The sequence below is a fragment of the Novosphingobium sp. BL-S-32 genome, from assembly GCF_056857055.1.
In genome coordinates this window covers 1,924,423-1,950,242 of sequence record NZ_CM166476.1, presented here as the reverse complement: position 1 = coordinate 1,950,242, position 25,820 = coordinate 1,924,423, and the positions used below count along the sequence as shown (strand labels likewise).

Below are 25,820 nucleotides of genomic sequence, written 5' to 3'. Positions count from 1 at the left end.
TCCGGACGAAAAGGGAAAAAGCGGTCATCGGTTCAGGCTCAATCCGCCGGCACGGCCATGCGGCGGACATCGGCGGCCAGCATGTAGCCGCCACCCCAGACCGTCTGGATCAGCTGCGGATTGCGCGAATCTACCTCGATCTTGCGGCGCAGGCGGCTGACCTGATTGTCCACCGCGCGGTCGAACAGATGCGCCTCGCGGCCCTGCACCATGTCGAGCAGGCGGTCGCGGTTGAGCACTTGGCGCGGGTGTTCGAGGAAGGCCATGAGCAGGCGGAATTCGACCGAGGAGATCACCACCACGGCGCCTTCGGTATCGGTCAGGCGGCGCTTGAGCGGATCGAGCTGCCAGCCTTCGAAGGCGAAGACCTCGTTCTCCGGCGCGGGCGCGGCGGTGCGGGCGGCGCGGCGCAGCACGCTGCGGATGCGGGCGACCAGTTCGCGCGGCTCGAAGGGTTTCACCACGTAGTCGTCGGCGCCGATTTCGAGGCCGACGATGCGGTCGGTCGCCTCGCCGCGCGCGGTGAGGAAGATCACCGGCACGTCCTGCGCTTCCACGAGGTGGCGGCAGAGTGACAGGCCGTCCTCGCCGGGCATCATGATGTCGAGCAGGACGAGATCGGGCTTTTCGTCGCGGAGCAGGCTGCGGGCCTCCGCCGCGCTGCGGGCCTGACTGACGGCAAACCCCTGGCGCGAGAGGTACTCGGCCAGGGGCTCACGAAGCGCCGCCTCGTCATCAACGAGCAGCAGGCGGGCGGGCGCGGTATCGTTCATCTGCATCCAGTCACGGATTTAGCCGGTCAATTGCCCGGCGTGGTGGCCGGAGCCGGGGCCGAAGGAGCGGGGCGGTTGCCTCCACGATGCCAGTCTGGGTGCTGGGCCCGCATCTGCTGGCGCGCGGCCTGCCGTTCCTCGCGGGTGACCTGACCGTCCTTGTTGGTGTCCATCTTGTCGAAGCGGCTCATCGCGGCGGCCACGAATTCGGCCTTGGTCACGGAGCCGTCCTTGTTGGCGTCGGCCATGCCGGCCATGTCACCACGGCCGCCGAAACCGCCGGGGCCGCGATCGCCGCCGGGTCCGCGCCCGCCGTGATCGCCGGGGCCACGCTTGCCCGGGCCCCAGTTACCGGGGCCACCGTTTCCGGGCCCCCGATCGGCCATGAATTCGGCCTTGGAGATCGAACCGTCACCATTGGTATCAAGGCGCTTGAACTGCTCTTCGCGCATTTGCGCGCGGCGGGCGTCGCGGTCGGCCTGATCGATCTTGCCGTCCTTGTTGACGTCGAGCCGGGCGAACGCCGCTTCGGCAGCGGCCTGCGCTTCGGCGCGGGTGACAGTGCCGTCGCCATTGGCGTCGGCCTTGAAATCGTGTCCGGGGCGACCGGCACTCTGGGGCGTCTGGGCAACGGCCACGCCGCTGATCGTCAGCGCGGCGGCGGAGAGGCCGATGGCAAGCTTGGTCAGGCGATTCGTCATATCGGTTCTCGTCTGCTCCAGCCAAAAATATGGCGTCAGGAATACGGCGCGAAAATACAGCGAAAGCCGCGGGGCGGGGGAAGGGAGGGGAAGAACTGCCCCGCAGCTTTCAGCCTTGTTTTTTAAGCCTCGCTTGTCGCGCAGTTGTGCCGGTCCGCCCGATTATTGTCGTTAATTGTCACAAGTCTGGCACCGGGTTCATGCAGACGCAAGGTATCAGAGCTTGTTTGGAAATTCGCTGCAGGCGAATTTCGCGGCACCGGCCCACTCCCCTAAACCCGGTCACGGCCGGATTCAAACAGACTCTCAGCGCGGCCGGTTCTCGGTGCCCATCCCGGCCGTCACGAACAGCGCGCTGGCAGGGGCGGAGATGTCAGCGGTGTGCCACGCTCCGGGCGGATTGATCGCATATTGCCCGGCGGCGAGCGTGACGGTCCGCTTGTCGCCGTCCGCCAATTCCTGATGGAGCGTGATCGTCCCGGTCAGGCAGACCACCAGCTCGTCGCCCGCAGGATGCATTTCCCACGAGGTCCAGCTTTCGGTGAATTCGTACATCGAGACGAGCCGTCCCTCAGCGCCGTCGGCCTCGGTGCGGGCCGCATAGTCGGCGTACCATTCCATGCCGGTGAAGGCAGGTTGCGCCTCGGCACGGGCACCGAGGCCAAGGTGGACGGGATAAGTTTCGAGGCTGAGGGCCCCGGTTTGTGGCGACTCGTCGGTCATGTGGCGCGCTCCTTCCGGCAATGCGCTTGCCGGAAGGAGGCTACTGCCGCGAAAGCTCCGCTACAAGCTCAGAGCGGGGCGCACTGCTCTTCGAGCCATGCCAGGGTATCGGCATCGTCCGCGCCCGAAAGCTGCGGGGCGATCACGTCGCGCACGCGGGCGTGGTAGGCGTTCCACCACGCGGTTTCCTCGTGCGAAAGCAGCGCGGTGTCGACAAGGCGGCGCTCGATCGGCGCGAGCGTCAGCGTCTCGAAGCCGTAGTACTCGCCGTCCGCGCCCGCGAATGCGCGCGTTTCGACCAGCACCAGGTTCTCGATGCGGATGCCGTATTCGCCCGCCTTGTAATAGCCCGGCTCGTCGCTGAGGATCATGCCGGGGATCAGTTCCTGCGCGGTGCCGGCCTGTCCGCCCGCCGCCTTGGCGATGCGCTGCGGGCCTTCGTGGACCGAGAGGAAGCTGCCGACGCCGTGGCCGGTGCCATGGGCATAGTCGAGCCCGACCGACCACAGGAACTGGCGCGCCAGCACGTCGAGCTGGCTGCCGTTGGTGCCCTTGGGGAAGACCGCGCGGTCGATGGCGATATTGCCCTTGAGCACGCGGGTGAAGCGGTCCTTCACTTCGGCGAGAGGTTCGCCGGTGCCGATCCATACGGTGCGCGTGATGTCGGTGGTGCCGCAGGGATATTGGCCGCCCGAATCGACGAGATAAACGCTCTCCGGCTCCAGCGTCAGGCTCGATTCGTCGGTGACGCGGTAGTGCGGGCTGGCGCCGTTCGGCCCCGCAGCGGAGATCGTGTCGAACGAGAGATCGCGCAAGTCGCCGCAGCGCTGACGGAATTCGAGCAGCTTGGCAGCCGCGCTCATCTCGGTGATCTCGCCCTTCGGCCCTTCGACCGCGAGCCAGTGGAGGAAGCGGGTCACGGCAACGCCGTCGATCGCCTGCGCCTCGCGCTGGCCCTGCTGCTCGACCGCGTTCTTCACGGCCTTGGGCAGGATCGTCGGATCGCGTTCCTCGATCACGGTGGCGCCCGCCTTGCGCAGCGTCTCGAAGATCGCGGCCACGGCATTGTCGGGATCGACCGCGACGCGCTTGCCGGAAAGCTTCTCCAGCCCGGCGATGAAGGCATCGCGCGGCAGCACCGCCACCGCATTGCCGAGATGGCGGCGCAGTTCGGGCGTGACCTTCTCGTCGGCGATGTAGAGATCGGCGGTGCCGTTTGCGTGCGCGACGACGTAGGACAGCGCGACCGGCGTGTGATCCACGTCGGTGCCGCGAATGTTGAGCAGCCATGCCACCGAATCGAGCGCCGAGACGACCGTGGCGTCGAGCCCGCGCGCGGTGAGCCATTCGGACACTTCGGCGCGCTTGGCCTTGCTCGACCGGCCGGCAAGGCCGTCGTCATGGACAAGTGCGGGCGCGGGCGAGGGCAGCGGCTGGTCCTGCCACACCGCGTCGATCGGATTGCCGTTCACGGGAACGAGCGTGGCGCCCTTCGCGGCGAGCGCGGCCTGCGCGGCTTCGGCCCACTTCGAGCCGTGGAGCCAGGCGTCGTAGCCGATCTTCGCACCCTTGGGCGCATGCTCGCCCAGCCAGCGCGCGGGGCTGGTTTGCGGCACGCTTTCATAGGCATAGAACTTGCCGTCGACCTGTTCGCGCACTTGCAGCGTGTAGCGGCCGTCCACGAACATCGCGGCTCCCGGAGAGAGCCGCGAATCGGTCAGCACCACGGCGGTCCCGGCGGAGCCGCCGAAGCCGGTGAGCCAGGCGAGCCGCTGCGCATAGGCGCCGACATATTCGCTCATGTGCTCGTCGCTGATCGGAATCACGAAGCCATCGAGGCCGCGCGACTTGAGTTCCTGGCGCAGGGCATCGAGCCGCGCCTCATGGGTATTCATCAACATGGATTCGGTATCCGGCTTGCGGGGGTCATGGGGGCAACATAGGGCCCGTGCTGCGGAAGGGAAAGCATCGGGGCTGGCAATTGCTGCGCAGAAGGTGGGCGGAAGGCAGGCCCGAAACATGGCGAAACGGCCCGCTCAACACCTCGTCGTCCCCGCGAAGGCGGGGACCCCGCTTGTTCTTTTTCCGGTAGCCGGGTGAATCAGGCAAGAAAAGCGGGGCCCCTGCCTTCGCGGGGGCGACGGGTTTGGTTTGGGAGGCTGGGTGGTTGATGGCGGCCAAGGCTCCGTTATCGACAAGCGCGACACTTTCCCTTTCGCGAGGCAGGCCCTAGATCGTGCCCATGGCAGATTCCACCCAGACCCTTGCGGGTCCTCCACAGGCGGCGAAGAAGCCGCAGAGCTTCACCCGCCACGGCGTGACCGTCGAGGACGATTACGCATGGCTGCGCGATGCCGGCTATCCGGAAGTCACCGATAAGGAAGTGCTCACGCATCTTGAGGCCGAGAACCAGTGGTTCGAAGGCCGCATGGCCGGCCAGCAGGCCAAGATCGACGCGCTGTTCAAGGAAATGCGCGCGCGGATCAAGGAGGCCGACAAGTCGGTGCCGCAGAAGGACGGCGATTACCTCTACTGGATCGAGTTCGAGGAAGCCGCCGAGTACAAGAAGTGGTGGCGCCGCCCGGTCGGCGCCAAGGATGACGGTTCCGCCGACGAGCTGATCCTTGACGAAGTGGCGCTGGCCGAGGGCAAGGACTACTTCAACCTGGGCGCCATCTCCACCAGCGCCAATGGCAAGCTGCTGGCCTATTCTGTGGACGACAACGGCTCCGAGCGCTTCACCGTCCATATCAAGGACCTTGTCAACGGCGAACTGCTGGCGGACGAGATTCCGGGCACGCTGTCCGCGCTCGTCTGGGTCGCGGACGACAAGGGCCTCGTCTACTCGCTCGCCAACGAGCAGTGGCGCACCGACAATGCCCGCCTGCACTGGCTGGGCCAGCCGCTGGAAAGCGATGTCGAGCTGTACCACGAGGATGACGAGGGTTTCCGCGTCGGCTCCTCGCTCTCGGCCAACGAGAAGTGGCTGCTGATCGGCAGCAGCGATCACGAAACCAGTGAAACCCGCATGGTTTCGGCGGCCGATCCGCTGGGCGAACAGATCCTCGTCAAGCCGCGCCGGAAGGGCGTGGAGTACGATGTCGATGAGCGCGAGGGCGTGCTCTACATCCACACCAACGACACGCACGAGAACTTCCGCCTTGCCACCGCGCCGCTCGCCAATCCCGGCGAATGGACCACGCTGATCGAAGGCACGGACGCGTTCTACCTGACCGGCACCGACCTGTTCCGCGACTTCTACGTGGTCGAGGGCCGCAAGACGGTGGGGGCCGGGGCCGGGCTCGACCGGATCGAGGTGCGTTACTACGACGATCCCGCCCGCGTGGAGCCGATCTCGTTCCCCGAGGCGAGCTATTCGGCCGGTCTCGCCAACAATCCCGAATGGCACGTGACGACGCTGCGCCTGACCTACGAATCGATGGTCAGCCCCTCAACGGTCTATGATTATGACGTGGCCGCGCGCACGCTGGACGTGCTCAAGGTGCAGGAAATCCCCTCGGGCTACGACGCCGCGCTCTATGCCACCGAACGGCTGGAGATCGTCGCGCGCGATGGTACGCCGGTGCCGGTTTCGGTGGTCTATCGCCGTGATCGCGTCGGGGCCGGGCCGCTGCATCTCTATGGTTATGGTGCTTACGGCATCTCCATCGATCCGGGCTTCTCGACCACGCGGCTCAGCCTTGTCGACCGCGGCTTCGCTTATGCCATCGCGCATATCCGGGGCGGCGACGACATGGGCCGCGCCTGGTACAAGGCGGGCAAGCTCGAAAAGCGCACCAATACGTTCAATGACTTCGTGGACGTGGCCAAGGGCCTTGTCGAACGCGGCTTTACCGCGGCGGGCAAGATCTCGATCTCCGGCGGATCGGCGGGCGGCGAGCTGATGGGCGCGGTGATCAATTCCGATCCCGAGCTGTTCGGCGCGGTGGTGGCGCATGTGCCCTTCGTGGACGTGCTCAACACGATGCTCGACGATACCCTGCCGCTGACTCCGGGCGAGTGGCCGGAGTGGGGCAATCCGATCGAGGACAAGGCCGCTTTCGAACTGATCCTCAGCTATTCGCCTTACGATCAGGTCAAGGCGCAGGCCTATCCGCCGCTGATGGTGACGGCGGGCCTCAACGACCCGCGCGTGACCTATTGGGAACCGGCCAAGTGGGTCGCGAAGCTGCGCGAGCTGAAGACCGACCGCAACGAGCTGATCCTCAAGACCAACATGGGTGCGGGCCACGGCGGCAAGTCCGGCCGCTTCGAAAGCCTGAAGGAAACGGCGGAGGAATTCGCCTTTATCCTCTGGCAGCTTGGCATCGAAGGCTGAGGGCGCCTTGAGCGACCGGTTCTCGACCACCTTTACGGCGCGGGCCCATGACATCGACGTCATGGGCCACGTCAACAATGCGGTCTGGGTGCAGTGGATGGAGGCCATCGCCGTCGCCCACTGGGAGGCCGATGCCACGCCCGAGCAGGTCGAGCGCTATGTCTGGGTCGTGACCCGGCACGAGATCGACTATCGCGGCAATATCGCCGAGGGCGAGAGCGTGACGGCGGAGACTTTCATTCCCGAAGGCCCCACCGGCGCGCGGTTCGACCGGCGTGTCGAGTTCCGCAACGCCGCCGGCAAGGTGATCGTCGCCGCGAAAACGACCTGGGCGATGATCGACAGGCAAACCGGGCGGATCATGCGCGTTCCGCCGGAAGTCGCCGTGCGCTTCAGTGCAGGTTGACGACCGTGGGGTCGGGCGCCGCCTCGGGATCTGATGCGAGGGGAGGGGGCGCCGCGAACGTGGTGCTCTCGGTGCGGTTCCGTCCGGACGCCTTGGCTTCGTAAAGCAGGCGGTCGCAAGTGCGATAGAGGTCGGTGAAGCGCATCGGCGGCGCGGCGGTGACCATGCCCATGCTGGCGGTGACCGGCCGGTCCAGCATCGGCACTTCGGCAGCGATCCGGGTCGGGATCGCCTGCCGCCGCCGCTCCGCCCGCTCGGCCCCGTTGCGGCCGCGCAGCAGCAGCAGGAATTCCTCGCCGCCGAGACGGACCGCCACGGTATCCTCGTCGGGCATCAGCGCCACCGCCACCGCGCGCAGCACGGTATCGCCGGTGGCATGGCCGCGCGTGTCGTTGATCTGCTTGAAATGGTCGAGGTCCAGCACCGCCATGGTATCGAACCCGTCGAGCACGAGGCGGGTATAGCGCTCCTCGAACCCGCGACGGTTGTAGAGCCCGGTCAGCGGATCGCGCTCGGCCAGGCTTTCGAGGATGCGGGCCTGGGTGATGGCGCGGTCGCGCTGGTCCTTGATCGCCATGAAGCGGTCCGCCGCGCCCAGCGTGGTGACGAGCACTTCGAACGCGATGGAGAAGTGCTGGATGCCCATCAGCCCCATTGGCGTATCGGTCGCTCCCAGCATCGAGGTGATGCGCACCACGCCCATCGTCATCAGCGGTGCCCAGCCGACGATCTGGAACCAGACCGTGCGGCTGCCGCGCAGGGCCGCCGTCGCCATCGTCCAGCCGAGCAGGAAGATGAAGGGCAGGAACGAGGCGTAGTAGACCGTGGCGACGCTGGACAGCAGCACGCCGCTGGCGACATTGTAGTAGACCGCCCAGAACAGCACCCAGGGGATCGTCGCCGTCAGCAGCAATTTCTGCCGCTTGCCCAGCATGCCGGGTTCGAGCAGGTTGTCGAAGAAGCGGGCGCCGGCGATGATGATCAGGCTCCAGCTCAGCGAGGACAGCAGGCAGAGCTGGTTGAGCGACAGCGACGCGAAGCGGTTGACGATGCCGCTGGCGACCGCCGTCTGAAGCAGCATCGCGAAGACGCCGAGCGCGTGCCACAGCGCGAAAGGCTGACGCAGCACGCGGTAGATCGCGAAATTGAGCGCCAGCGGCATGAACATCAGGCCGCAGAGCGCGGCCAGCACCAGTTCGTCCCGGCTCACCGCCGCCTCGCTGGGGGGCGGCATGATCCGCGCGTCGGAGAGCAGGCCCTTGTGGCGCGGGCCGGTCACTTCAAGGACATAGGCGGCCACCGGCTTGTGGCTCGCGCCGGAAAGGCGGGGAAGCGGCATGCGCATCGTCCACGAGGTGGAGGAGAAGCTGAGGTCCTCGGGCCGGATCTCCCGCGTGACGCTGCTGCCGTCGATGCCGATCACGGTCAGCCGCATGGCGGCGAATCGGGTGAGGCGGGTGATCAGCACTTCGCCGGGGACCGGGGTGCTGCCCGCCATATCGAGCCGCACGAAACTGGCCTGGCTGCCGTCTATCGGCCAGGTGCTGCGCCGGCAGTCCCACCGCGCGGGATCGCGGGCCAGCGCGGCTCCGGACGCGGATTCCGGGGCCAGTGTAGTGCAGACCGAGCCGGGGGCGAAAGTGGCGGCAGGAGACGCGTCGGCTGGAGCAGCGACCGCAAGCAGCGCGAAGATCGCCGCCGCCAAGCCGATGAGAAAGTGCCGTGCCCGCCAGAACATATTCGCCCTGTAGAGCACGGCGCTCAAAATGTGGTTAACAGGTAGGCAAAAATTACCCGAGCAGACTTGCAGTGGGCACATATTCGTAGCCGAGTTCGCTGGCCACGGCTTCGAAGGTGACTTTGCCCGCATGGACGTTCAGGCCCTCGGCAAGGTGCGGATCGGCCTTGAGTGCGGCCTTCCAGCCAAGGTTGGCGATCGCCAGCGCATGCGGCAGCGTCACGTTGTTCAGCGCGTAAGTGCTGGTGCGGGCCACCGCGCCGGGCATGTTGGCGACGCAGTAGTGAACGATCCCGTCCACCACGAACGTAGGCTCGGCATGGGTGGTGGGGTGGCTGGTCTCGAAGCAGCCGCCCTGGTCGATGGCCACGTCCACCAGCACCGCGCCGGGCTTCATGGTGGAGAGCATCGCGCGCGACACCAGCTTGGGCGCGGCGGCGCCCGGGATCAGCACCGCGCCGATCACCAGATCCGCATCGGCCACGCTCTCGGCCAAGTTGGCGGTGCTGGAGAAGCGGGTCTTGGCGCGCGCCTCGAAGTAGATGCCCAGACGTTCGAGCACGTCGGGGCTGCGGTCCAGAATGGTCACGTCGGCGCCGAGGCCGACCGCCATCTGCGCGGCATTGAAGCCGACCACGCCGCCGCCGATCACCGCGACTTTGCCCGGCATCACGCCCGGCACGCCGCCCAGCAGCACGCCGCGCCCGCCGTGGGCCTTCTCCAGCGCGGTCGCACCCGCCTGGATCGACATGCGGCCCGCCACCTGGCTCATCGGCTTGAGCAGCGGCAACTGGCCGCCGGGGCCGGTCACGGTCTCATAGGCAATGGCGGTGACGCCGGACTTCACGAGGTCCGCCGTCTGCTCCGGATCGGGCGCGAGGTGCAGGTACGTGTAGAGGATCTGGCCTTCGCGCAGCATGGCGCGCTCGGCCGCCTGCGGCTCCTTGACCTTTACGATCATCTCGCAGCCCTCGAAGACTTCGCGGGCCGTGGCCACGAGCTTCGCGCCCTGACGGGCATAGGCCTCGTCGCTGGCGCCGATGCCGAGGCCGGCGCCCTGTTCGACCCAGACCTCGTGGCCATGGGCGACCAGTTCGCACACGCTCTCCGGCGTGAGGCCGACGCGATATTCGTGATTCTTGATTTCCCGGACGGTACCGACACGCATGATTTCGACTCCGCAAAACTTTCCTGCCGACCGAAATACACCCGCCTCCGCGCAAAGTTTCACCGAATTGGGCTTTGCTTCAAGCGAGAACAGGAATATTTCCCTCTCTTGAAACAAACGATAAGAGATTTTCCCATGGACCGGGCAGACCGCGCACTCCTTGAAGCGTTACAGGCGGACTCCTCCCGCTCGATCGCGGATCTGGCCGTGCTGGTGAATCTCTCGTCCTCCGCCTGCCACCGCCGGATCCGGGTGCTGGAGGAGCAGGGGATGATCCTTGGCTATGCGGCACGGGTCGATGCCCGGCGGCTGGGGCTCTCGGTGGAAGTCTTCGTGGAGATCACGCTGACCAGCCAGAGCCGGGAAGCCATGGAACGCTTCGAACGCGCGGTGGGCGATTTCGACGACATCCTCGAATGCCACCTGATGTCGGGCGCGGCGGATTACCAACTACGCGTGGCGGCGGTGGATCTCGATCATTACGACCGGATCCACCGCGATTGTCTGGCGCGGTTGCCGGGGGTTTCGTCGATGCGGACGAGCTTTTCGCTGCGGCGGATCAAGCGGTTTGAGGGCTATGCAGTGCCTTGAGGCTGGTTCCTCCCCTTACGCAGGGGAGGAATTGCCTAGCGCATCGCCTCAATGCGCATCCCGCAGATCCTGCGTGATGATCCGATCCCGTGCCGCGCGGATATCGCCCGTTTCGTACTGGATCGACAGCCGTTCCTTGTCGCTGGCGCGGTACATGCTTTCCGCATTGTCGATCTGCTCGCCCGACAGGCCGAGGTCTTCCAGAGCCTCGCGCGCCATCAAGACGGCCGATTCCATCACTTCGCGCACCATGAAGGTGACCGGGGCATCCATCAGCCGGATCATCGTGCGCCGGTCGAAGACGCGGGCCATGATGCGGGCATTGGGGAAGGCCTCGTGCACGCCCAGCAGGAAGCTTTCGGAAAGCTGGTCGCCATCGATGCAGAACACCAGCATCTGCGCCTCGCCCGCGCCCGCCTGCCGCAGCAGGTCGATACGCGTGCCGTCACCGAACCAGACTTTGGCACCGAAGCCGCTGGCCACGTCGATCATCTCGATATCGGTATCGATCAGAGTGACGGCGATCTCGGCGGCGATCAGCACTTGCGCCACGGTCTGCCCGAACCGGCCATAGCCGACGACGAGCGCGCTGGCGCCGTCCAGGCGCGGGCCTTCGCGGGTTTCCTTGCTGGTGGGCATTTCGCGGATGCGCGCCGTGGCCATCATCAGGAACGGGGTGGTGACCATCGAAAGCGTGATGATCGCGCTGAACAGGCTGGCGGCGCTGGGGTCGATCAGCCACGCATCCTTGGCCTGCGCGAAAAGCACGAAGCCGAATTCGCCGCCCTGGCTGAGCAGGAGGCCGAGTGCCAGCGCGCTGCGCCAGTTCATCCGGAAGGCCAGAGCGATCAGGAAGATCACCCCGCTCTTCACCGCGATCAGCGCCAAGGCCATGGTGGCGACGAACAGCGGCCTTTCGGCAATCGCGGAAAGGTCCAGCATCATGCCCACGGACATGAAGAACAGGCCGAGCAGCAGCGTGCGGAACGGCTCGACATCGGCCTCTAGCTCGTGGCGGTAGGGCGTATCGGCCAGCATGACGCCGGCAACGAAGGCGCCCAGCGCGGTCGAGAGGCCCAGCGCCTGCATCAGCGCGGCCGAGGCGATAACCGTGAACAGCGCCGCGAAGACGAACATCTCGCGCTCGCCCAGATTGCCGATCAGGCGGAACAGCGGGCGGATCACGAAGCGTCCGGCGGCGATCAGTCCGGCGATGGCCGCCAGCGTGATGAGTGCCAGTTCCCAGCCCGGCGTGCCCGCGGGCAGGTTCGGGTTGCGGTTCATGGCCGCCGTGATCGTGATCAGCGGGATGATCGAGAGGTCCTGGAACAGCAGGATCGCGAAGGACCGCTCACCGAAGGGCGTATGCAGGCGGCCCTGGCTTTGCAGCAGCGGCAGCACCTGCGCGGTGGAGGACAGACCCAGCGGCAGGCCCAGCGCCAGCGAGGCCGCGACACTGAAGCCGGTGGAGAAATAGATCACCGCCGAGATCGCCAGCCCGCAGAGCGCCACTTGCAGCAGGCCGAGCCCGAAGATCTCGTTCCGCAGCCGCCAGAGCCGCCGGGGCGCGAGTTCGAGGCCGACGATGAACAGCAGGAACGTGATGCCCAGTTCGGCGATGCCCAGCTTGTTCTCGGGATCGCCGACCAGATTGAGGATGAAAGGCCCAAGGACAGCGCCCGCCAGCAGGTAACCCAGCGTGGCACCCAGGCCGAGGCGGCGGAACAGCAGGACGAAGGCAAGCGCAGTGCCGAGCAGCAGAAAGCCGTCGCGCAGCAGGAATGCCTGGGAATGATCTTGCATCGGGTCCTTTCGGGGGCAGGCACGCTCTATCGGCAATATCGGCAATGGGGGGCACGGCGTGATCCGGCCCCGCCGCAGGTTAGGGGTTTCCGCCGCAAATACCAAGGCTGGCTTCGCGGCCGTCGCCGCTCGTATGTCCTTGCTTGACCTTGCGCGGCAATCCCGCTTTTCGTCGGGAATCAAGACTGCCGGGCCGAACGAAGGGCCATCGAGCGGTCGGGCGCATTCAAAGGGGCATATCCGATGCGAGCACTTCTACTGGCCGGGGCCGCCATGGCTCTGGTGACGGCACCGCTGTCCATGGCGGACGCGCAGTCCGGCGAGGCTCAGGCCTCGGCACAGATCGACAAGGTCATCGACGAGGGGCTGAGCCACAGTCAGGCGATCGCGAGTGCCTCCGAACTGATGGACGGCATCGGCCCGCGCCTCACCCATTCGGAGAACATCGAGCGCGCGCGGGACTGGGCCGTGGCCAAGTTCGCCGCCTATGGCCTCTCCAACGTCCACAAGGAGCCTTACCGCTTCGGCATGGGCTGGAACCTCGATTCGTGGTCGGCAGCGATGGTTTCGCCGCGTCCTCTGGTGATGCGCGCGATCCCCGTGGCGTGGTCTCCCGCGACCACGGGCACGCTGCGCGCGCCGGTGATCCTTGCGCCGATGACGCGCAAGGAGAACTTCGACGCATGGCGCGGCAAGCTGGCGGGCAAGATCGTCATGGTCAGCCTGCCCGGAACCGGCAGCGAGCCCGACAAGCCCGCGTTCCGCCGCCTTGAGGCCGGCGATATCGCCAAGAACGACCACTTCGACCTGCCGACGGGCGAGGACGAGGATGACGCTCGCTTCATCAAGCGGGTGATGTTCGCGGGCGAACTGTCCGAGTTCCTCAAGTCCGAAGGCGCGGTGGGCATGGTGCGCATGAGCGTGCGCGACGGCGGGCTGGTCCACGGCGAAGGCTATAACCTCGCGCCCGATCACGGGCTGGCGCTGCCCTTCATGGAGCTTGCTGCCGAGGATTACCGCCGTCTTGCCCGACTCGAAGTCACTGGCAAGGCACCCACGATGGAAATGGCGATCGCCGCGCGGTTCGACCGCAGCAACCTCGACGATGCCAACGTGATCGCCGACATTCCCGGCCGCGATCCCAAGGCGGGCTACGTCATGGCGGGCGGCCACTTCGATAGCTGGATCGCCGGCGACGGCGCCAGCGACAACGGCGCGGGTACTGTCGTGGTGATGGAGGCGGCGCGCATTCTCGCCAAGATGCCCAAGCCCCGCCGCACGATCCGCTTCGCGCTGTGGACGGGCGAGGAGCAGGGCCTGCTCGGCTCGATCGCCTATATCGAACAGCACATGGCGACGCGCGGGCTCGATCCCAACCTCTTGGGTCTGGAGCGCATGCAGCGCTGGACCACCGCCTGGCCGATCGCGACCAAGCCCGGTTATTCGGAAATGAAGGCCTATTTCAACCTCGACAACGGCTCGGGCAAGATCCGCGGCATCTATGGCGAGGGCAATATCGCCGCGATCCCGACGCTCCAGAAGTGGCTGAAGCCCTTCGCCTCGATGGGCGCAGACAGCGTCGTCGCCGGGCGGACCGGGGGCACCGATCACCAGTACATGCAGGCGATCGGGCTGCCCGCGTACCAGTTCCTTCAGGATCCGCTCGACTACGGCAGCCGCGTCCACCATTCGAGCATCGACACGGTCGACCATATGAAGGCGGACGATATCCGTCAGGCGGCGACGATCATGGCGGGCATGCTCTGGCAGGCGGCGAATTCGGACACCGAACTGCCCCGTCCGCCGCTGCCGACGAAGCCCAGCAAGGCCGATCCGTTCGTAGTGAAGGATCCCAACGCGCAGTAAGGGGGCTGGGGCTTCCTCTCCTGCAAGGGGAGGTGGCAGTCCGCAGGACTGACGGAGGGGTGTCCCGGCTAGCGTGGATACTCCTTCGTCGCCCATTCAAACTTCGGTCCGACGGGCACTCCCAACGGATTAAGAATCCCGTCGCCCCCGCGAAGGCGGGGCCCCCGCTTTCTTGAGTTCACGCAGAGACGCGGAGGCGCAGAGAGACCGTGCGGTGATCCGCCGTTCCCTCTGCGCCTCCGCGTGCTGAAAAAAAGAAGAAGCGGGGCCCCCGCCTTCGCGGGGGCGACGGGGTGCTTTGGTGGAAGCGGCGATGCAGGGCCGAAAGCCCGAGCGCGTGAACGCCTGAACGCTCCCGCCACCGCCTGCGTTAAAGCGGGCTGCCGTTCTCATCCCGATAGATATCGCGCCGCCCGACATGGTTCGCCGGGCCGACGTAGCCGTCCTGCTCCATGCGCTCCACCCACTTGGCGGCGGTGTTGTAGCCCACGCCCATTTGGCGCTGGAGCCACGAGACTGAGACTTTCTGGTTCTCGAACACCAATTGGCACACCTGACGGTACTTGCGCTCTTCCGGCGCGTCGGAGGCAGTGGCGTCGAGGTCATCGAAGCCGAACGAGCCTTCCTCCGGCTCGTTGGTGACGGCATCGACGTAGTCGGGCTTGCCCTGCGCACGCCAGTGATCGGCGACGTGTTCGACTTCCTCGTCCGACACGAACGGGCCGTGGACGCGCTTCACCGGGTCGGAGCTGGGCTTGTAGAGCATGTCGCCCTTGCCCAGCAGCTGCTCGGCGCCCTGTTCGCCCAGGATGGTGCGGCTGTCGATGCGGCTGGTGACGGCGAAGGACACGCGCGTCGGCAGGTTAGCCTTGATGACGCCGGTGATGACGTCGACCGAGGGGCGCTGCGTCGCCATGATCAGGTGGATGCCCGCCGCGCGGCTCTTTTGCGAGAGGCGCTGGATCAGCACTTCGATTTCCTTGCCGACGGTGACCATAAGGTCGGCCAATTCGTCGACGATGAGGACGATCTGCGGCAGCGTCTCGTAATCGAGCTGGCGATCCTCGTAGAGTTCCTCGCCCGTTTCGGGGTCGAAACCGATCTGGATGCGGCGTCCGAGCGGCTTGCCCTTGGCGGCGGCGGCGCGGACCTTCTCGTTGAAGCTGGCGAGGTTGCGGACGCTGATCTCGCTCATCTGGCGATAGCGGCGCTCCATTTCCTCCACCGCCCACTTGAGCGCGCGCACGGCCTTGGGCGGCTCGGTCACCACTGGCGAGAGCAAGTGCGGAATATCGTCGTAGCTCTTGAGTTCCAGCACCTTGGGATCGACCAGAATCAGGCGGCACTGCGCCGGCGTCAGGCGGTAGAGCAGCGAGAGCAGGATGGTGTTGAGGCCGACCGACTTACCGGAGCCGGTGGTACCGGCGACCAGCAAGTGCGGCATCGTCGCAAGGTCCGCCACCACCGGCTCGCCGGCGATGTCCTTGCCGAGGATGATCGGCAGCATGCCCTTGTGGTTGGCGAAGGCCTCGGAGGCGACCATTTCCTTGAACGAGACCATCTGGCGGTCCGCGTTCGGCAATTCGATGCCCATGACCGTGCGGCCGGGGATCGAGGAGACGCGGGCCGAGATCGCGGACATGTTGCGGGCGATATCGTCGGCCAGGCCGATCACGCGGCTGGCCTTGATGCCGGGCGCGGGTTCCAGTTCGTACATGGTGACGACCGGGCCGGTGCGCACCGCCGTAATCTCGCCCTTCACATTGAAGTCGTCGAGCACGGTTTCCAGCAGGCGCGCGTTGCGTTCGAGGCTGAGCTTGTCGATCTTGGGCTGCGAGTTCGGCAGTGGATCGTTGAGCAGTTCAAGGCCGGGCAGCGCGAACTTGTCGAACATGTCCTTCTGGCGATTGCCGATATTGAGCTGCGCGGGCGAGGCGGGGGCCTTGGGATCGCTGATCTCGGGCGCCTTGCGCGGCTTGGCGGCCGGTTCGCGGGCGCCTGCCGCGGCCGGCTCATCGTCGAAATCATCGTCCATGAACGGGGCGGACTGGGCTTTCGGGGCCTTTTCGCGCGACTTCTCGCGGACCTTTTCGGTCTCGGCCGTGCGCGGCGATGCCTCGTCCCGCGCGGGCAGGCGGCCGATGCGGCCGGGCAGGGTGAGCAGGCGGCCCCAGTCCCATGCGAAGACACTGCCTGCCAGCATCAGCCCCGCGCCAAGGCAGACCACGGCGATCGCGAAAGTCAGCCAACCGGCGAACATGCCCGGCAGCAGCGCGGCGAGCGAGGTGATCGCCCAGGCCCCGAGCAGGCCGGAAATCCCGCCCATCGAGGCGGGCAGGGTGCCGCCCGGCTGGACGAAGGTCAGGCCCAGCACCGAAGAGGTCGCCCCGGCTTGCGGGAAGGCAAGGCTCAGCACCGTGGCGATCAGCATCATGGCCAGCGCCAGCACGAAGACCGGGCGCCACCAGCGCTGATTCGAATGCTCGACCTCGCTGTCTTCCTCTTCCACCAGCAGCCAGAGCTTGCGCGCGAAGACGTAGAGCAGCGGCACGAACAGCGCCGAAACCGGGCCGAACAGCAGCAGCACGCGTTCCGCCACCCAGGCGCCCGCCGGGCCCGCCCAGTTCTCCGCCGGGCCGCCGGCGGCGGTGGAGGCGGAGGGGTCGGTCTGGTGGTAGCTCAGCAGCGCCACGGCAAGGAACACCATCGCCGCGAAGAGCAGCAGTGCGCCGCCCAGTTCGGTCGCACGGCGCAGAGACCGCTTGAGCACTGCGCGCCAGTCCGGTTTGGCGATTCGCCGTCCGGGTGCGATGGGCCGTGTCGCCATTGGAATTTCCCTTGATTTCGGCCCGCAATATTGCGTCGGCGGGGGACTCGCCGTCAAGAATGGACCGTGAACAAGCCTGTGGGTGTTTGCTTTTGCGCGCCCGGGCGGGGTGTGACGGCGCTTAGCCGAACGCGGCGATGGCGGCCCACTTGCGGCTGGGCAGGGTGCGGGCACGGCGTGACGTCATGCCGCCAAGCGCGACGACCGGTACCCGCGCATGGGCGGCGAGCAAGTGGAACCGCGTGGGCCCGAGGGTCGCCGCGCCGGGGTGCGAACGGGTGGCGAAAACCGGCGAAATCAGCACGATGTCTGCCCGCGCACGGTGGGCTTTGGCGAGTTCGTGCAGCGAATGGACGGTGACGAGCCGCAGCGTCGCGGGGCCGCTCGCCAGCCGCTCCGGGGCGCCGTAAGCGCCGTCCGCGCCCCACCGCTGGGCCTCGCGGGGCGTGCCTGACAGCACGATCCAATGGCCGAAGCGGCGCGCCGCGCGCCGGAGCGCCTCAAACCGGGCGCGGCGTTCGGCGGGCGGCAGGTGATAGTGCCGGAACACCAGCCCCGATCCGCGCGGCAGCCGCGCGAGCGCTTTTTCCAGCGCCGCGTCGTTCCGTACGTCGCTGATGAGCCAGATGTCGGGCCAAAAGTCTGGATGTGGTGGCTGGCGGTTCGGCACGGGGACGCTATAGCAGCGCGCCATGGATCAGCCAGCTTCTCCTCTTCAGGCCGTTCGCGCCCAGATCGCTCATGCCGCCGGCATCGCCGGCCGCAAGCCTGAGGCCATCGAACTCGTCGCCATTTCCAAGACCCATCCGGCCGAAGCCATTCTGCCGCTCATCGCCGAGGGCCAGCGTGTGTTCGGCGAGAACCGCGTGCAGGAAGCCGAGGCCAAGTGGCCGGAACTGCGCGCGGCGCATCCCGATATTGCGCTTCACCTTGTCGGCCAGCTTCAGTCGAACAAGGCGGATGACGCGGTGGCGCTGTTCGATTGCATTCACTCGCTCGACCGGCCTTCGCTGGTCTCGGCGCTGGGCAAGGCGATGGACAAGGCCGAGCGGCAGGTTCCCTGCTTCGTGCAGGTGAATATCGGCGCGGAAGAGCAGAAGGGCGGCTGCCCGATTGCCGAAGTGCCTGCCCTGTTGGCTTTGGCGCGCGAGGCGCAGATCCCGCTTGCCGGTCTGATGTGCGTGCCGCCGGCCGGGATCGAGGCGGCGCCGTTCTTCGCGCTGCTCGCCAAGATCGGTCGGGATAATGGTGTTTCCGGCCTGTCGATGGGGATGAGCGAGGACTTCGAGACCGCGATCATGCTCGGCGCGACGCATGTGCGTGTGGGCAGTGCGCTGTTTGGGGCGCGGGGCTGAACTTCTACTATCCTCCCCTGCAAGGGGAGGTGGCAGCACGAAGTGCTGACGGAGGGGTGTAGCCGGTTAGGTTATGCTCGACCGAGAGGTTGACCCCCCTCCACCACCCTTCGGGCGGTCCCCCTCCCCTTGCAGGGGAGGACTGTGGGCCAATCAAGCCATTCGAAACGCCAGCAGCGACAGCCCGAAGCCTGCGAACAGGCCTCCGGTCAGCCGGTTGAAAGCACGCTTCACGCCAGCGCGGCCGAGGTGGTGGGACAGCGCACGGCCGCTGAACGCGTAAACAGAGTACCAGAACGCCTCGATCACCGCGAAGACGGCCACCAGAATGGCGAACTGCGGCGCCTGCGGGCGGGCCGGGTCGATGAACTGCGGCAGGAAGGCCGCCGCGAAGACGATCGCCTTGGGATTGCTGATCGAGATCGCATAGCCACCCCGCAGCAGAGCCAGCCATGAAACCTCCGGCCGGACGGTCTGGGCAACACCGTCATCCTCGGAAACCGGCGCGCGCCATGCCTTGACGGCAAGGAACAGCAGATAACCAGCGCCGACAAGGCGCAAAGCCGTGAATGTCCCCGGCAGCGCATGAAGCAGCGCGCCAAGGCCGACGGCGGAGGCTGTCAGCAGGGTAACGAGACCCAGCAGGCAGCCCGCCATTGTTGCGATGGTGCGCTTCACGCCCAGTTCCACGCTGCGCGAAAGCACGTGGAGCATGTTCGGGCCCGGCGTCGCGCTCAGCAGGAAGACCGCGACCGCGTAGATCCAGAGGGTGTGAAGCGCCATCGGGGTTCCTTAGTTGGGCGTGTCCAGCTCGTTGCCGGTCAGGGTGACGACATGGAGCAGGTTGGTGGAGCCGGGCACGCCAAACGGCACGCCGGCCAGCGCGACAAGGCGGGTGCCGGCGGCGCCGAAGCCGTGGCGCAGCGCCATGCGCTTGCCCTTGGCGATCATCTCCTCGAAGCTGCCGATGTCCTTGGTGGTGACGGCATGCGCGCCCCACAGCAGGGCAAGCCGGCGCGCGGTCTTCGGCGAAGGCGTCAGCACCAGCATCGGCGCGGCCGGACGCTCGCGCGCCACGCGGCGGGCGGAACCGCCCGAACCGGTGAAGACGATGATGCCCTCGATCGGCAGGGTATCGGCAATCGTTGCGCAGGAGGCCGAAAGCGCGTCCGCCGTGGTCGCGTCGGGCGGAGTCTGGGCGAGGTGGATGCGTTCGCGATAGGTGGAATCGGCTTCCACGGTCACCGCGATGCGGTCCATGATCGTCACGGCCTCGACCGGCCACTGGCCCGCTGCCGTTTCGGCAGAGAGCATGACCGTATCGGCGCCGTCGTAGACCGCATTGGCCACGTCGGACACTTCGGCGCGCGTGGGCGAGGGGCTGGTAATCATCGATTCCAGCATCTGCGTGGCCACCACCACCGGCTTGCCGACCGCGCGGGTCTTGGCGATGATGTGCTTCTGGATCGGCGGCACTTCCTCAGGCAGCAGTTCCACGCCGAGATCGCCGCGGGCGACCATGATGCCGTCCGACAGTTCGATGATGCCGTCGATGGACTGGACCGCGGCGGGCTTTTCGATCTTCGACATCAGCGCGCAGTGGCCGCCGATCAGGCGGCGCGCTTCGGCCACGTCCTCGGGACGCTGGACGAAGGAGAGGCCGATCCAGTCGGCGCCCTGTTCCACCGCGAAGGAAAGGTCGCGGCGATCCTTGTCGGTCAGCGCGGGCACCGGCACGATGGTATCGGGCACGTTCACGCCCTTGCGGTCCGAAATCATGCCGCCGACTTCGGCGGTGCAGAGGATCGAATCGGCTTCGGGCTTGATGACGACAAGGCGCAGCTTGCCATCGTCGATCAGCAGGCGCTGGCCCTTTTCGAGAATGCCGAAGAGTTCGGGATGCGGCAGGCAGACGCGGTTTTCGTCACCCGGCGTGGGATCGCGGTCCAGCGTGAAGTGCGCGCCGTGGCGCAGGAACACTTTGCCTTCCGCGAACGTGCCGACGCGCAGCTTGGGGCCTTGCAGGTCGCACAGGATCGCCACCGGCCGCATCAGGTCCTTCTCGACCCAGCGGATATTGGCGATCGTCTCGCGGTGGGTGTCATGGTCGCCATGGCTCATGTTGACGCGGAACGCGTCGGCACCGGCCTTGAGCAGCTTGGCGATGGTCTCCTTGTCGCGGCTGGCGGGGCCCAGCGTGGCAAGGATCTTGACCTTGCGCTGGCGCTTGATGCCGCGATGATGGGGCGAACGGCGAAACGGGGGAGTGGTTGCCAAGGTCAGTGTGCCTCTTCCTGTATTGGTGCGACCTATGGCAAAGCCTGTCTGACAAACCAAGGACCAAGCGACGCGCCATGCACGAAAACAACTCTATAGACGATCTTGATGACGCAGTGGCGGCAGCGGCCTTCCGCCGCCTGGTCAGGCACTTGCAGACGCGCCACGATGCCGAGAACATCGATCTGATGGGATTGGCTGGATTCTGCCGCAATTGCCTGGCCGACTGGATCCGCGACGCCGGCTTCCCGGGCGACAAGGCGGAGGCGCGCGAAGTGATCCACGGCATGCCATTCGGCGAATGGAAAGCCGCCTATCAGTCCGAAGCGACGCCCGAGCAGCTCGCGCGGATGGAAGAGAGCCTGAAGAAGAACGGCGGATCGCATTGAAATCGGTGTAGAGACTAGTCCGACAACATCGGAGCAGGCGGCGTCAGGAACTGGCGAGCTTCATCAGCACCAGCCCGATCAGGATCAGCCCGGCGGCGGCAAGCCGCAGCGGGCTGGCCGCCTCTCCGAGCACCGCGATTCCCACCACGAAGGCCCCCAGCGCGCCGATCCCGGTCCAGACCATGTAGGCCGTGCCGAGCGGCAGCGTGCGCATTGCCCATGCCAGCAGGCCGAAGCTGGCGAACATCGCGGTGATCGTGATCACGCTGGGCCAGAGGCGGCTGAATCCCTCGGACTGCTTCATCGCCGAAGCCCAGACGACTTCGAACAGACCGGCGATGACGAGGACGATCCAGGGCAGGGTTCCGGGCATTCGGGGCAACCTTCAATTCCAGCGGACGGCCATCCGGACGGAGGGCCATTCAAATGAACAGGTTGCCGGGCCGTCCCGGTCTTGAGAGTTCGCGCAACCGCAAGGACGCGCGAAACGGGAACGTGGTCGCCGTCCCGGCCAGATAGGCGAGCCGGGCCGGGAAGGCAACGGCGAGGAGCGGCGGGAGATGGGCCGAGGACTTATCCCGCACTACGCACAGGATTTCCACAGCCTCCCGCTTTGCCCAAATCTCACGCAGCCGCTATCAGCGCCCGCCTACCCAGATTCATCACGATATTTTCCGGAGTTTTACCCGATGGCCGAAACCACCGACGATCGCCTGCGCCTCCTCATCGAGCGTATCGAGCGCCTCGAAGAAGAAAAGAAGGGCATCGGCGACGACATTCGCGACGTCTACAACGAAGCCAAGGCCGTGGGCTATGACGTCAAGATCATGCGCCAGATCGTCCGCATCCGTAAGATGAAGCCCGACGATCGCCGTGAAATGGACATGATCCTCGATACCTACAAGGCCGCTCTCGGCATCGACTGATCTTGTCCGGGCCTAGGCCCGGAAGCGGCACCGGCCCTCTCCCCCACCCGACCTCCCAAAATTCTACCCCGGTAGGGGAGATCGGGAGGGGGAGAGGGCCGGTGCCGCAAAATCAAACACCGAAATGCACCAGCACCAAGGTCGCCGCATTGGCGCCGGCGTGCTGGAGCATCGCGGCGGGCAGGCCGATACGCTGGCGCGTGAAGCCCAGCATCAGCGCCGCCCAGAGTTGCGGCAGCACCATCGGCAGCGACAGCATAGAGACGCTGGGGTAGTTCATCAGGTGGACGCCCGCGAACAGCAGCGCCACGATCCAGAATATCGCCGGATAGGCGGCAATATAGCCCGCCGGAGGTTCGCGCCGCTTGCGCAGGCGAATCCACCCTCCCAGCGCGGCCACCGCCAGCACCAGCAGCAGGGCTATCAGCGCCACCGGGCCCACGGCTTTCGCATAGACCGCCAGAATCGCGAAGAGCACCGCGCAGGCCAGCAGCCACAGCGCGCGGGGCCGTCCGGTCTGCCAGCCCCGGAAGATTGATTCTTCCACCATTGGCGCGACGGCGACGGCAAAGGGCAGCAGCCAGCCCGAAGGCAGTTTGTCGAAAGCATCGGGCGAGGGCAGGTGCATCGCCTGCTGCCACAGGCTCAACAGCGGCAGCACCACCAGAAAGAGCCCGGCGATGTGGAGAATCTCCATCGTGCCGAGCGCCGTCCACCCCTCGCGAGAGCGCAGGCCGATCGGCGTCAGCAGCGCCGGTCGCTTCAGGAATGTCGGAAGTTCGCGCAGCACGCCGGGCATGCGGGACGGGGCGGGGATGTCGATCCGGGTGGCCATGTGATGGACTGTTACTCCGGGCTTCCTTGCCAATTCGTTGTGCGATGCCGCACATCCTATCGTGCAGGCTCCCGTGCGGGCTGACTTGCCGGAACGGGCGGTTGCCCTTGGGTGCCGGGCTGTTGTAAGGCGCCCGACACATCATTCACCGGACCTCATTCACCGGGCCTCGCGGAACGATCCGTGGGCAGGCAAACGAGCGAAGCAAGAGCGGACCCATGGCAGGCCATTCCAAATTCAAGAACATCATGCATCGCAAGGGTGCGCAGGACAAGAAGCGCTCGGCGCAGTTCAGCAAGCTCAGCCGCGAAATCACTGTCGCCGCGAAGATGGGCATGCCCGATCCGGACATGAACCCGCGCCTGCGCGCCGCCGTCAACGCGGCCAAGGCGCAGTCGATGCCCAAGGACAACATCCAGCGCGCCATCGACAAGGCGAGCAAGGGTGACAGCGAGAACTACGAGGAAGTGCGCTACGAGGGCTACGGCCCCGGCGGCGTCGCCATCATCGTCGAGGCTCTGACCGACAACCGCAACCGTACCGCCACCAACGTGCGCACCGCGTTTGCCAAGAACGGCGGCAACCTTGGCGCCTCGGGCGCGGTTTCGCACGGGTTCGAGCGTCTCGGCCTGATCGAGTACCCCGCCAGCGTGGGTGACGAGGACAAGGTTCTCGAAGCCGCCATCGAAGCCGGCGCCGACGATGTCGAGAGCGACATGGGCGATGGCGACGAGAATCCGGGCAGCCACCAGATCTGGGTCTCGATCGATTCGCTGCACGAAGTTGCCCGCGAGCTGGAAAAGGTCCTTGGCGAAGCCGAGGGCGTGAAGCTGGCGTGGAAGCCCAACCTCAGCGTCGATGTCGATGCCGATTCGGCCGGCACGCTGATGAAGCTGGTCGATACGCTGGAAGACGACGACGACGTCCAGACCGTCTGGGGCAACTACGAGATCTCCGACGAGGTCATGGCCAAGTTGGCCTAAGGGCCTGGCCTGAAGTGCTGGCCCTGATCGCCCGTGCGCTGATATCCGGCGCGATGATCGTGGCGATCGCCGAGATCGGCAAGCGCTTGCCCGCGATGGGCGCGCTTGTCGCCTCGCTTCCTCTGGTTTCGGTGCTGGGCATGATCCTGCTGTGGCATGCCCGGCCCGATGCCGAGAACATGGCGGTCCATGCCGGGGCGACCTTCTGGTACGTTCTGCCCTCGCTGCCGATGTTCCTGCTGATCCCGGCTCTTCTGCGGCATGGCGTAGGGTTCTGGCTGGCGCTGCTGGCCGGCTGCGCGCTGACGGTCGCGCTCTATCTGCTGATGGTGCATTTCGGCCCGCGCCTCGGCCTCAAGGTCTGACATCATGATTATCATCGGCCTCGATCCGGGCCTCACCTGCACCGGCTGGGGCATTGTGGCCAAGAGCGGCAGCCGCCTCAGCCACGTGGGCAATGGGCAGATCCGTACCGACACCAAGCTGTCGATGGCCGAACGGCTGGTCGAACTCGACGCTGCGCTGACCGACGTGATCCTCCATCACCGCCCCGATTCGGGCGCGGTGGAGGAAGTCTTCGTCAACGTGAACCCGCAGTCGACGCTGAAGCTGGGGCAGGCGCGCGGCGTTGCCATGCTCAGCCTCGCGCGGGCGGGGATGCCGGTGGCGGAATATTCCACCAAGGTCATCAAGAAGGCGCTGGTCGGCACCGGCGGCGCCGACAAGAAGCAGATCCAGCATATGCTCAAAGTGCTGCTGCCCGGCGTGAAGCTGGCGGGCGAGGACGCCTCGGACGCGCTGGCCGTCGCCATCACCCACGCCAACATGCTCGGCAGCCACCGGTAACGGAACCGGCTCCGGGCAGCGCCGTTGCCCCATGATGGACAAGATTGACAAGACCCGGACCGACGCCAACTGGATGCGCGAGGCGCTGACCCTCGCCATGGACCGCAAGGGCACCGACCCCGCCAATACGCCGATCGCCGCGCTGGTGGTGCTGGACGGCAAGCTGGTCGCCTCGGGTGTGAACCGTACCGCCGAATGCTGCGACGCCACCGCCCATGCCGAGATCGAGGCCTTCCGCGCGGCTGGCAAGGCGCTCGGCCGGATGCGGATGGAAGGCGCGACGCTCTACTCCACGCTCCAGCCTTGCGGCATGTGCACGATGGCGGCGGTCTGGGCAGGCGTGAGCCGCATCGTCTACGGCGCCGGCCGCGCGGACGTGCACCCGATGTATTTCGAGGCGCGGCACCTTTCGACCTTCGATTTCGTTGCGGACGCCTGGAAGGACGATCTCACCCTGACCGCCGGCGTGCTCGCGGCGGACTGCGCGGCGCTCTATTATCGTCCGTGGGACGACGTGCCCGAGGACCGGCAGGCCAACGATTGAGGCTGACCGTCGAGGATTGGGGCTAGCCTCGCGATTCCGTTCCTGCCATAGGAACAAACCATGATCGCCAAGCTTACAGGTCTGCTCGACGACACCGGCCCCGACTGGGCGATCATCGACGTCAACGGCGTCGGTTATCTCGTCCATTGTTCGGCGCGCACGCTCGACCATCTCGGCATCCGGGGGGACAAGGTTGTCGTCCACACCGAGATGCAGGTTTCCGAGACCGACCAGCGCCTGATCGGCTTCACCAGCGGGGCCGAGCGCAACTGGTTCCGTCTGCTGACGGCGGTGCAGGGCGTCGGCTCCAAAGTGGCGCTGGCGATCCTGTCGGCGCTGACGACCGAAGAATTGCAGCGTGCCTGCGCGGGCGGGGATTCCGCCATGGTCGCGCGCGCCAATGGTGTGGGGCCGAAGCTGGCCAGCCGCATCGTCAACGAGTTGAAGGACAAGGCGGGCGGGATGCCCACGGTGCCGGGCATGCCCGGCCTCTCGGCCGTGGCGGCGCCTGCGGGCAATTCCAGCGCGGATGCGGTCTCGGCGCTTCAGAACCTTGGCTTCAAGCCTGCGATCGCCAGCATGGCCGTCGGCAAGGCGGTGGAGGAACTGGGCGAGGAGGCGGGCCTGAACGACCTCGTGCGGGTCGCGCTGAAGAGGGCTGCGGGGTGACGGGCACTCACACCGCCCAAATACGTGTCCCCCGTCATCCTGAACTTGTTTCAGGGTCCAT

At 66.4% G+C, this 25,820-nt stretch carries 25 protein-coding genes; 12 read left to right on the top strand and 13 right to left on the bottom strand.

Translation table 11 applies throughout. From position 1 onward, the window contains the following. Positions 1-38: 38 nt before the first annotated feature. The 4 genes from AC1VVK_RS08925 to AC1VVK_RS08910 all read right to left on the bottom strand — a co-directional run bounded on the left by AC1VVK_RS08925 (position 39) and on the right by AC1VVK_RS08910 (position 4,098). Positions 39-773 (bottom strand): response regulator, encoded by a 735-nt coding sequence (locus AC1VVK_RS08925; protein WP_132389833.1) that lies wholly within the window; start codon positions 771-773, stop codon positions 39-41. A 26-nt stretch (positions 774-799) separates the two neighbouring features. After that, positions 800-1,474 carry an EF-hand domain-containing protein gene (locus AC1VVK_RS08920; protein ID WP_482902723.1) on the bottom strand — a complete coding sequence of 225 codons (675 nt, stop codon included), beginning with the start codon at positions 1,472-1,474 and terminating at the stop codon, positions 800-802. Between the two features lie 306 nt (positions 1,475-1,780). Continuing rightward, complete coding sequence (locus tag AC1VVK_RS08915; protein WP_482902722.1) at positions 1,781-2,197, bottom strand: cupin domain-containing protein; 417 nt, start codon at positions 2,195-2,197, stop codon at positions 1,781-1,783. 68 nt (positions 2,198-2,265) lie between these two features. Then, positions 2,266-4,098, bottom strand: a complete 1,833-nt coding sequence (locus tag AC1VVK_RS08910; protein ID WP_482902721.1) for an aminopeptidase P family protein — start codon at positions 4,096-4,098, stop codon at positions 2,266-2,268. 341 nt (positions 4,099-4,439) lie between these two features. Between AC1VVK_RS08910 and AC1VVK_RS08905 the strand changes: the two genes are divergently transcribed. After that, on the top strand, positions 4,440-6,536 hold the full coding sequence (locus AC1VVK_RS08905) for a S9 family peptidase (protein WP_482902720.1): 2,097 nt from the start codon (positions 4,440-4,442) through the stop codon (positions 6,534-6,536). Between the two features lie 7 nt (positions 6,537-6,543). Then, entirely contained in the window at positions 6,544-6,942 is a 399-nt protein-coding gene (locus AC1VVK_RS08900) for an acyl-CoA thioesterase (RefSeq protein WP_482902719.1), read from the top strand. On the opposite strand, the gene AC1VVK_RS08895 is transcribed toward AC1VVK_RS08900, so the two are convergent. Together AC1VVK_RS08895 and ald are read right to left on the bottom strand one after the other, a co-directional pair. Further along, positions 6,929-8,680: a sensor domain-containing diguanylate cyclase gene (locus tag AC1VVK_RS08895; protein WP_482902718.1), complete on the bottom strand. Its 1,752-nt coding sequence runs from the start codon at positions 8,678-8,680 to the stop codon at positions 6,929-6,931. The genes AC1VVK_RS08900 and AC1VVK_RS08895 overlap by 14 nt on opposite strands. Positions 8,681-8,732: 52 nt before the next feature. After that, positions 8,733-9,848, bottom strand: coding sequence for an alanine dehydrogenase (gene ald, locus AC1VVK_RS08890; RefSeq protein ID WP_132389847.1), 1,116 nt, complete (start codon positions 9,846-9,848; stop codon positions 8,733-8,735). A gap of 135 nt (positions 9,849-9,983) precedes the next feature. On the opposite strand from ald, the gene AC1VVK_RS08885 reads away from it, so the two are divergent. Further along, entirely contained in the window at positions 9,984-10,439 is a 456-nt protein-coding gene (locus AC1VVK_RS08885) for an Lrp/AsnC family transcriptional regulator (RefSeq protein ID WP_482902717.1), read from the top strand. A 48-nt stretch (positions 10,440-10,487) separates the two neighbouring features. Here the strand turns inward: AC1VVK_RS08885 and AC1VVK_RS08880 are convergent, their stop codons facing one another. Beyond that, positions 10,488-12,242 carry a cation:proton antiporter domain-containing protein gene (locus AC1VVK_RS08880; RefSeq protein ID WP_482902716.1) on the bottom strand — a complete coding sequence of 585 codons (1,755 nt, stop codon included), beginning with the start codon at positions 12,240-12,242 and terminating at the stop codon, positions 10,488-10,490. Positions 12,243-12,485: 243 nt separating this feature from the next. On the opposite strand from AC1VVK_RS08880, the gene AC1VVK_RS08875 reads away from it, so the two are divergent. Beyond that, positions 12,486-14,108, top strand: coding sequence for a M20/M25/M40 family metallo-hydrolase (locus tag AC1VVK_RS08875; RefSeq protein WP_482902715.1), 1,623 nt, complete (start codon positions 12,486-12,488; stop codon positions 14,106-14,108). A 370-nt stretch (positions 14,109-14,478) separates the two neighbouring features. On the opposite strand, the gene AC1VVK_RS08870 is transcribed toward AC1VVK_RS08875, so the two are convergent. Continuing rightward, entirely contained in the window at positions 14,479-16,935 is a 2,457-nt protein-coding gene (locus AC1VVK_RS08870) for a DNA translocase FtsK (protein ID WP_482902714.1), read from the bottom strand. A gap of 121 nt (positions 16,936-17,056) precedes the next feature. After that, positions 17,057-17,629 (bottom strand): thiamine phosphate synthase, encoded by a 573-nt coding sequence (locus AC1VVK_RS08865; protein ID WP_482902713.1) that lies wholly within the window; start codon positions 17,627-17,629, stop codon positions 17,057-17,059. Between AC1VVK_RS08865 and AC1VVK_RS08860 the strand changes: the two genes are divergently transcribed. Continuing rightward, positions 17,628-18,290, top strand: coding sequence for a YggS family pyridoxal phosphate-dependent enzyme (locus tag AC1VVK_RS08860; protein ID WP_482902712.1), 663 nt, complete (start codon positions 17,628-17,630; stop codon positions 18,288-18,290). The genes AC1VVK_RS08865 and AC1VVK_RS08860 overlap by 2 nt on opposite strands. 153 nt (positions 18,291-18,443) lie before the next feature. Here the strand turns inward: AC1VVK_RS08860 and AC1VVK_RS08855 are convergent, their stop codons facing one another. Both AC1VVK_RS08855 and pyk read right to left on the bottom strand, forming a co-directional pair. After that, positions 18,444-19,073, bottom strand: a complete 630-nt coding sequence (locus AC1VVK_RS08855; RefSeq protein WP_482902711.1) for a LysE family translocator — start codon at positions 19,071-19,073, stop codon at positions 18,444-18,446. A 9-nt stretch (positions 19,074-19,082) separates the two neighbouring features. Further along, positions 19,083-20,567: a pyruvate kinase gene (gene pyk, locus AC1VVK_RS08850; protein WP_132389863.1), complete on the bottom strand. Its 1,485-nt coding sequence runs from the start codon at positions 20,565-20,567 to the stop codon at positions 19,083-19,085. Positions 20,568-20,644: 77 nt separating this feature from the next. On the opposite strand from pyk, the gene AC1VVK_RS08845 reads away from it, so the two are divergent. Further along, on the top strand, positions 20,645-20,956 hold the full coding sequence (locus AC1VVK_RS08845) for a DUF1244 domain-containing protein (protein ID WP_482902710.1): 312 nt from the start codon (positions 20,645-20,647) through the stop codon (positions 20,954-20,956). A gap of 43 nt (positions 20,957-20,999) precedes the next feature. On the opposite strand, the gene sugE is transcribed toward AC1VVK_RS08845, so the two are convergent. Then, positions 21,000-21,317, bottom strand: a complete 318-nt coding sequence (gene sugE / locus AC1VVK_RS08840; protein WP_132390554.1) for a quaternary ammonium compound efflux SMR transporter SugE — start codon at positions 21,315-21,317, stop codon at positions 21,000-21,002. Between the two features lie 328 nt (positions 21,318-21,645). On the opposite strand from sugE, the gene AC1VVK_RS08835 reads away from it, so the two are divergent. Beyond that, on the top strand, positions 21,646-21,882 hold the full coding sequence (locus AC1VVK_RS08835; protein WP_132389867.1) for a DUF2312 domain-containing protein: 237 nt from the start codon (positions 21,646-21,648) through the stop codon (positions 21,880-21,882). A gap of 112 nt (positions 21,883-21,994) precedes the next feature. Here AC1VVK_RS08835 and AC1VVK_RS08830 read toward each other — a convergent pair whose 3' ends face one another. After that, entirely contained in the window at positions 21,995-22,717 is a 723-nt protein-coding gene (locus AC1VVK_RS08830; RefSeq protein WP_482902709.1) for a CPBP family glutamic-type intramembrane protease, read from the bottom strand. Positions 22,718-22,935: 218 nt separating this feature from the next. Between AC1VVK_RS08830 and AC1VVK_RS08825 the strand changes: the two genes are divergently transcribed. Genes AC1VVK_RS08825 through ruvA form a run of 5 tightly spaced genes read left to right on the top strand, consistent with a single transcriptional unit; the run spans position 22,936 to position 25,759 of the window. Continuing rightward, positions 22,936-23,700, top strand: a complete 765-nt coding sequence (locus AC1VVK_RS08825; protein WP_132389871.1) for a YebC/PmpR family DNA-binding transcriptional regulator — start codon at positions 22,936-22,938, stop codon at positions 23,698-23,700. A gap of 14 nt (positions 23,701-23,714) precedes the next feature. Then, positions 23,715-24,065, top strand: a complete 351-nt coding sequence (locus tag AC1VVK_RS08820; protein WP_482902708.1) for a DUF3147 family protein — start codon at positions 23,715-23,717, stop codon at positions 24,063-24,065. 4 nt (positions 24,066-24,069) lie between these two features. Further along, complete coding sequence (gene ruvC / locus AC1VVK_RS08815) at positions 24,070-24,546, top strand: crossover junction endodeoxyribonuclease RuvC (RefSeq protein ID WP_132389875.1); 477 nt, start codon at positions 24,070-24,072, stop codon at positions 24,544-24,546. Between the two features lie 31 nt (positions 24,547-24,577). Further along, positions 24,578-25,090 carry a nucleoside deaminase gene (locus tag AC1VVK_RS08810; protein ID WP_482902707.1) on the top strand — a complete coding sequence of 171 codons (513 nt, stop codon included), beginning with the start codon at positions 24,578-24,580 and terminating at the stop codon, positions 25,088-25,090. Between the two features lie 60 nt (positions 25,091-25,150). Continuing rightward, positions 25,151-25,759, top strand: a complete 609-nt coding sequence (ruvA, locus tag AC1VVK_RS08805; RefSeq protein ID WP_482902706.1) for a Holliday junction branch migration protein RuvA — start codon at positions 25,151-25,153, stop codon at positions 25,757-25,759. Positions 25,760-25,820 lie beyond the last annotated feature (61 nt).

Bases quoted from the DNA above. Each gene is read 5' to 3' on its own strand.
- AC1VVK_RS08925 (WP_132389833.1), bottom strand. From the start codon at position 773: ATGAACGATACCGCGCCCGCCCGCCTGCTGCTCGTTGATGACGAGGCG.
- AC1VVK_RS08920 (WP_482902723.1), bottom strand. From the start codon at position 1,474: ATGACGAATCGCCTGACCAAGCTTGCCATCGGCCTCTCCGCCGCCGCG.
- AC1VVK_RS08915 (WP_482902722.1), bottom strand. From the start codon at position 2,197: ATGACCGACGAGTCGCCACAAACCGGGGCCCTCAGCCTCGAAACTTAT.
- AC1VVK_RS08910 (WP_482902721.1), bottom strand. From the start codon at position 4,098: ATGTTGATGAATACCCATGAGGCGCGGCTCGATGCCCTGCGCCAGGAA.
- AC1VVK_RS08905 (WP_482902720.1), top strand. From the start codon at position 4,440: ATGGCAGATTCCACCCAGACCCTTGCGGGTCCTCCACAGGCGGCGAAG.
- AC1VVK_RS08895 (WP_482902718.1), bottom strand. From the start codon at position 8,680: ATGTTCTGGCGGGCACGGCACTTTCTCATCGGCTTGGCGGCGGCGATC.
- ald (WP_132389847.1), bottom strand. From the start codon at position 9,848: ATGCGTGTCGGTACCGTCCGGGAAATCAAGAATCACGAATATCGCGTC.
- AC1VVK_RS08885 (WP_482902717.1), top strand. From the start codon at position 9,984: ATGGACCGGGCAGACCGCGCACTCCTTGAAGCGTTACAGGCGGACTCC.
- AC1VVK_RS08880 (WP_482902716.1), bottom strand. From the start codon at position 12,242: ATGCAAGATCATTCCCAGGCATTCCTGCTGCGCGACGGCTTTCTGCTG.
- AC1VVK_RS08875 (WP_482902715.1), top strand. From the start codon at position 12,486: ATGCGAGCACTTCTACTGGCCGGGGCCGCCATGGCTCTGGTGACGGCA.
- AC1VVK_RS08870 (WP_482902714.1), bottom strand. From the start codon at position 16,935: ATGGCGACACGGCCCATCGCACCCGGACGGCGAATCGCCAAACCGGAC.
- AC1VVK_RS08860 (WP_482902712.1), top strand. From the start codon at position 17,628: ATGGATCAGCCAGCTTCTCCTCTTCAGGCCGTTCGCGCCCAGATCGCT.
- AC1VVK_RS08865 (WP_482902713.1), bottom strand. From the start codon at position 17,629: ATGGCGCGCTGCTATAGCGTCCCCGTGCCGAACCGCCAGCCACCACAT.
- AC1VVK_RS08855 (WP_482902711.1), bottom strand. From the start codon at position 19,073: ATGGCGCTTCACACCCTCTGGATCTACGCGGTCGCGGTCTTCCTGCTG.
- AC1VVK_RS08845 (WP_482902710.1), top strand. From the start codon at position 20,645: ATGCACGAAAACAACTCTATAGACGATCTTGATGACGCAGTGGCGGCA.
- AC1VVK_RS08835 (WP_132389867.1), top strand. From the start codon at position 21,646: ATGGCCGAAACCACCGACGATCGCCTGCGCCTCCTCATCGAGCGTATC.
- AC1VVK_RS08830 (WP_482902709.1), bottom strand. From the start codon at position 22,717: ATGGCCACCCGGATCGACATCCCCGCCCCGTCCCGCATGCCCGGCGTG.
- AC1VVK_RS08825 (WP_132389871.1), top strand. From the start codon at position 22,936: ATGGCAGGCCATTCCAAATTCAAGAACATCATGCATCGCAAGGGTGCG.
- ruvC (WP_132389875.1), top strand. From the start codon at position 24,070: ATGATTATCATCGGCCTCGATCCGGGCCTCACCTGCACCGGCTGGGGC.
- AC1VVK_RS08810 (WP_482902707.1), top strand. From the start codon at position 24,578: ATGATGGACAAGATTGACAAGACCCGGACCGACGCCAACTGGATGCGC.
- ruvA (WP_482902706.1), top strand. From the start codon at position 25,151: ATGATCGCCAAGCTTACAGGTCTGCTCGACGACACCGGCCCCGACTGG.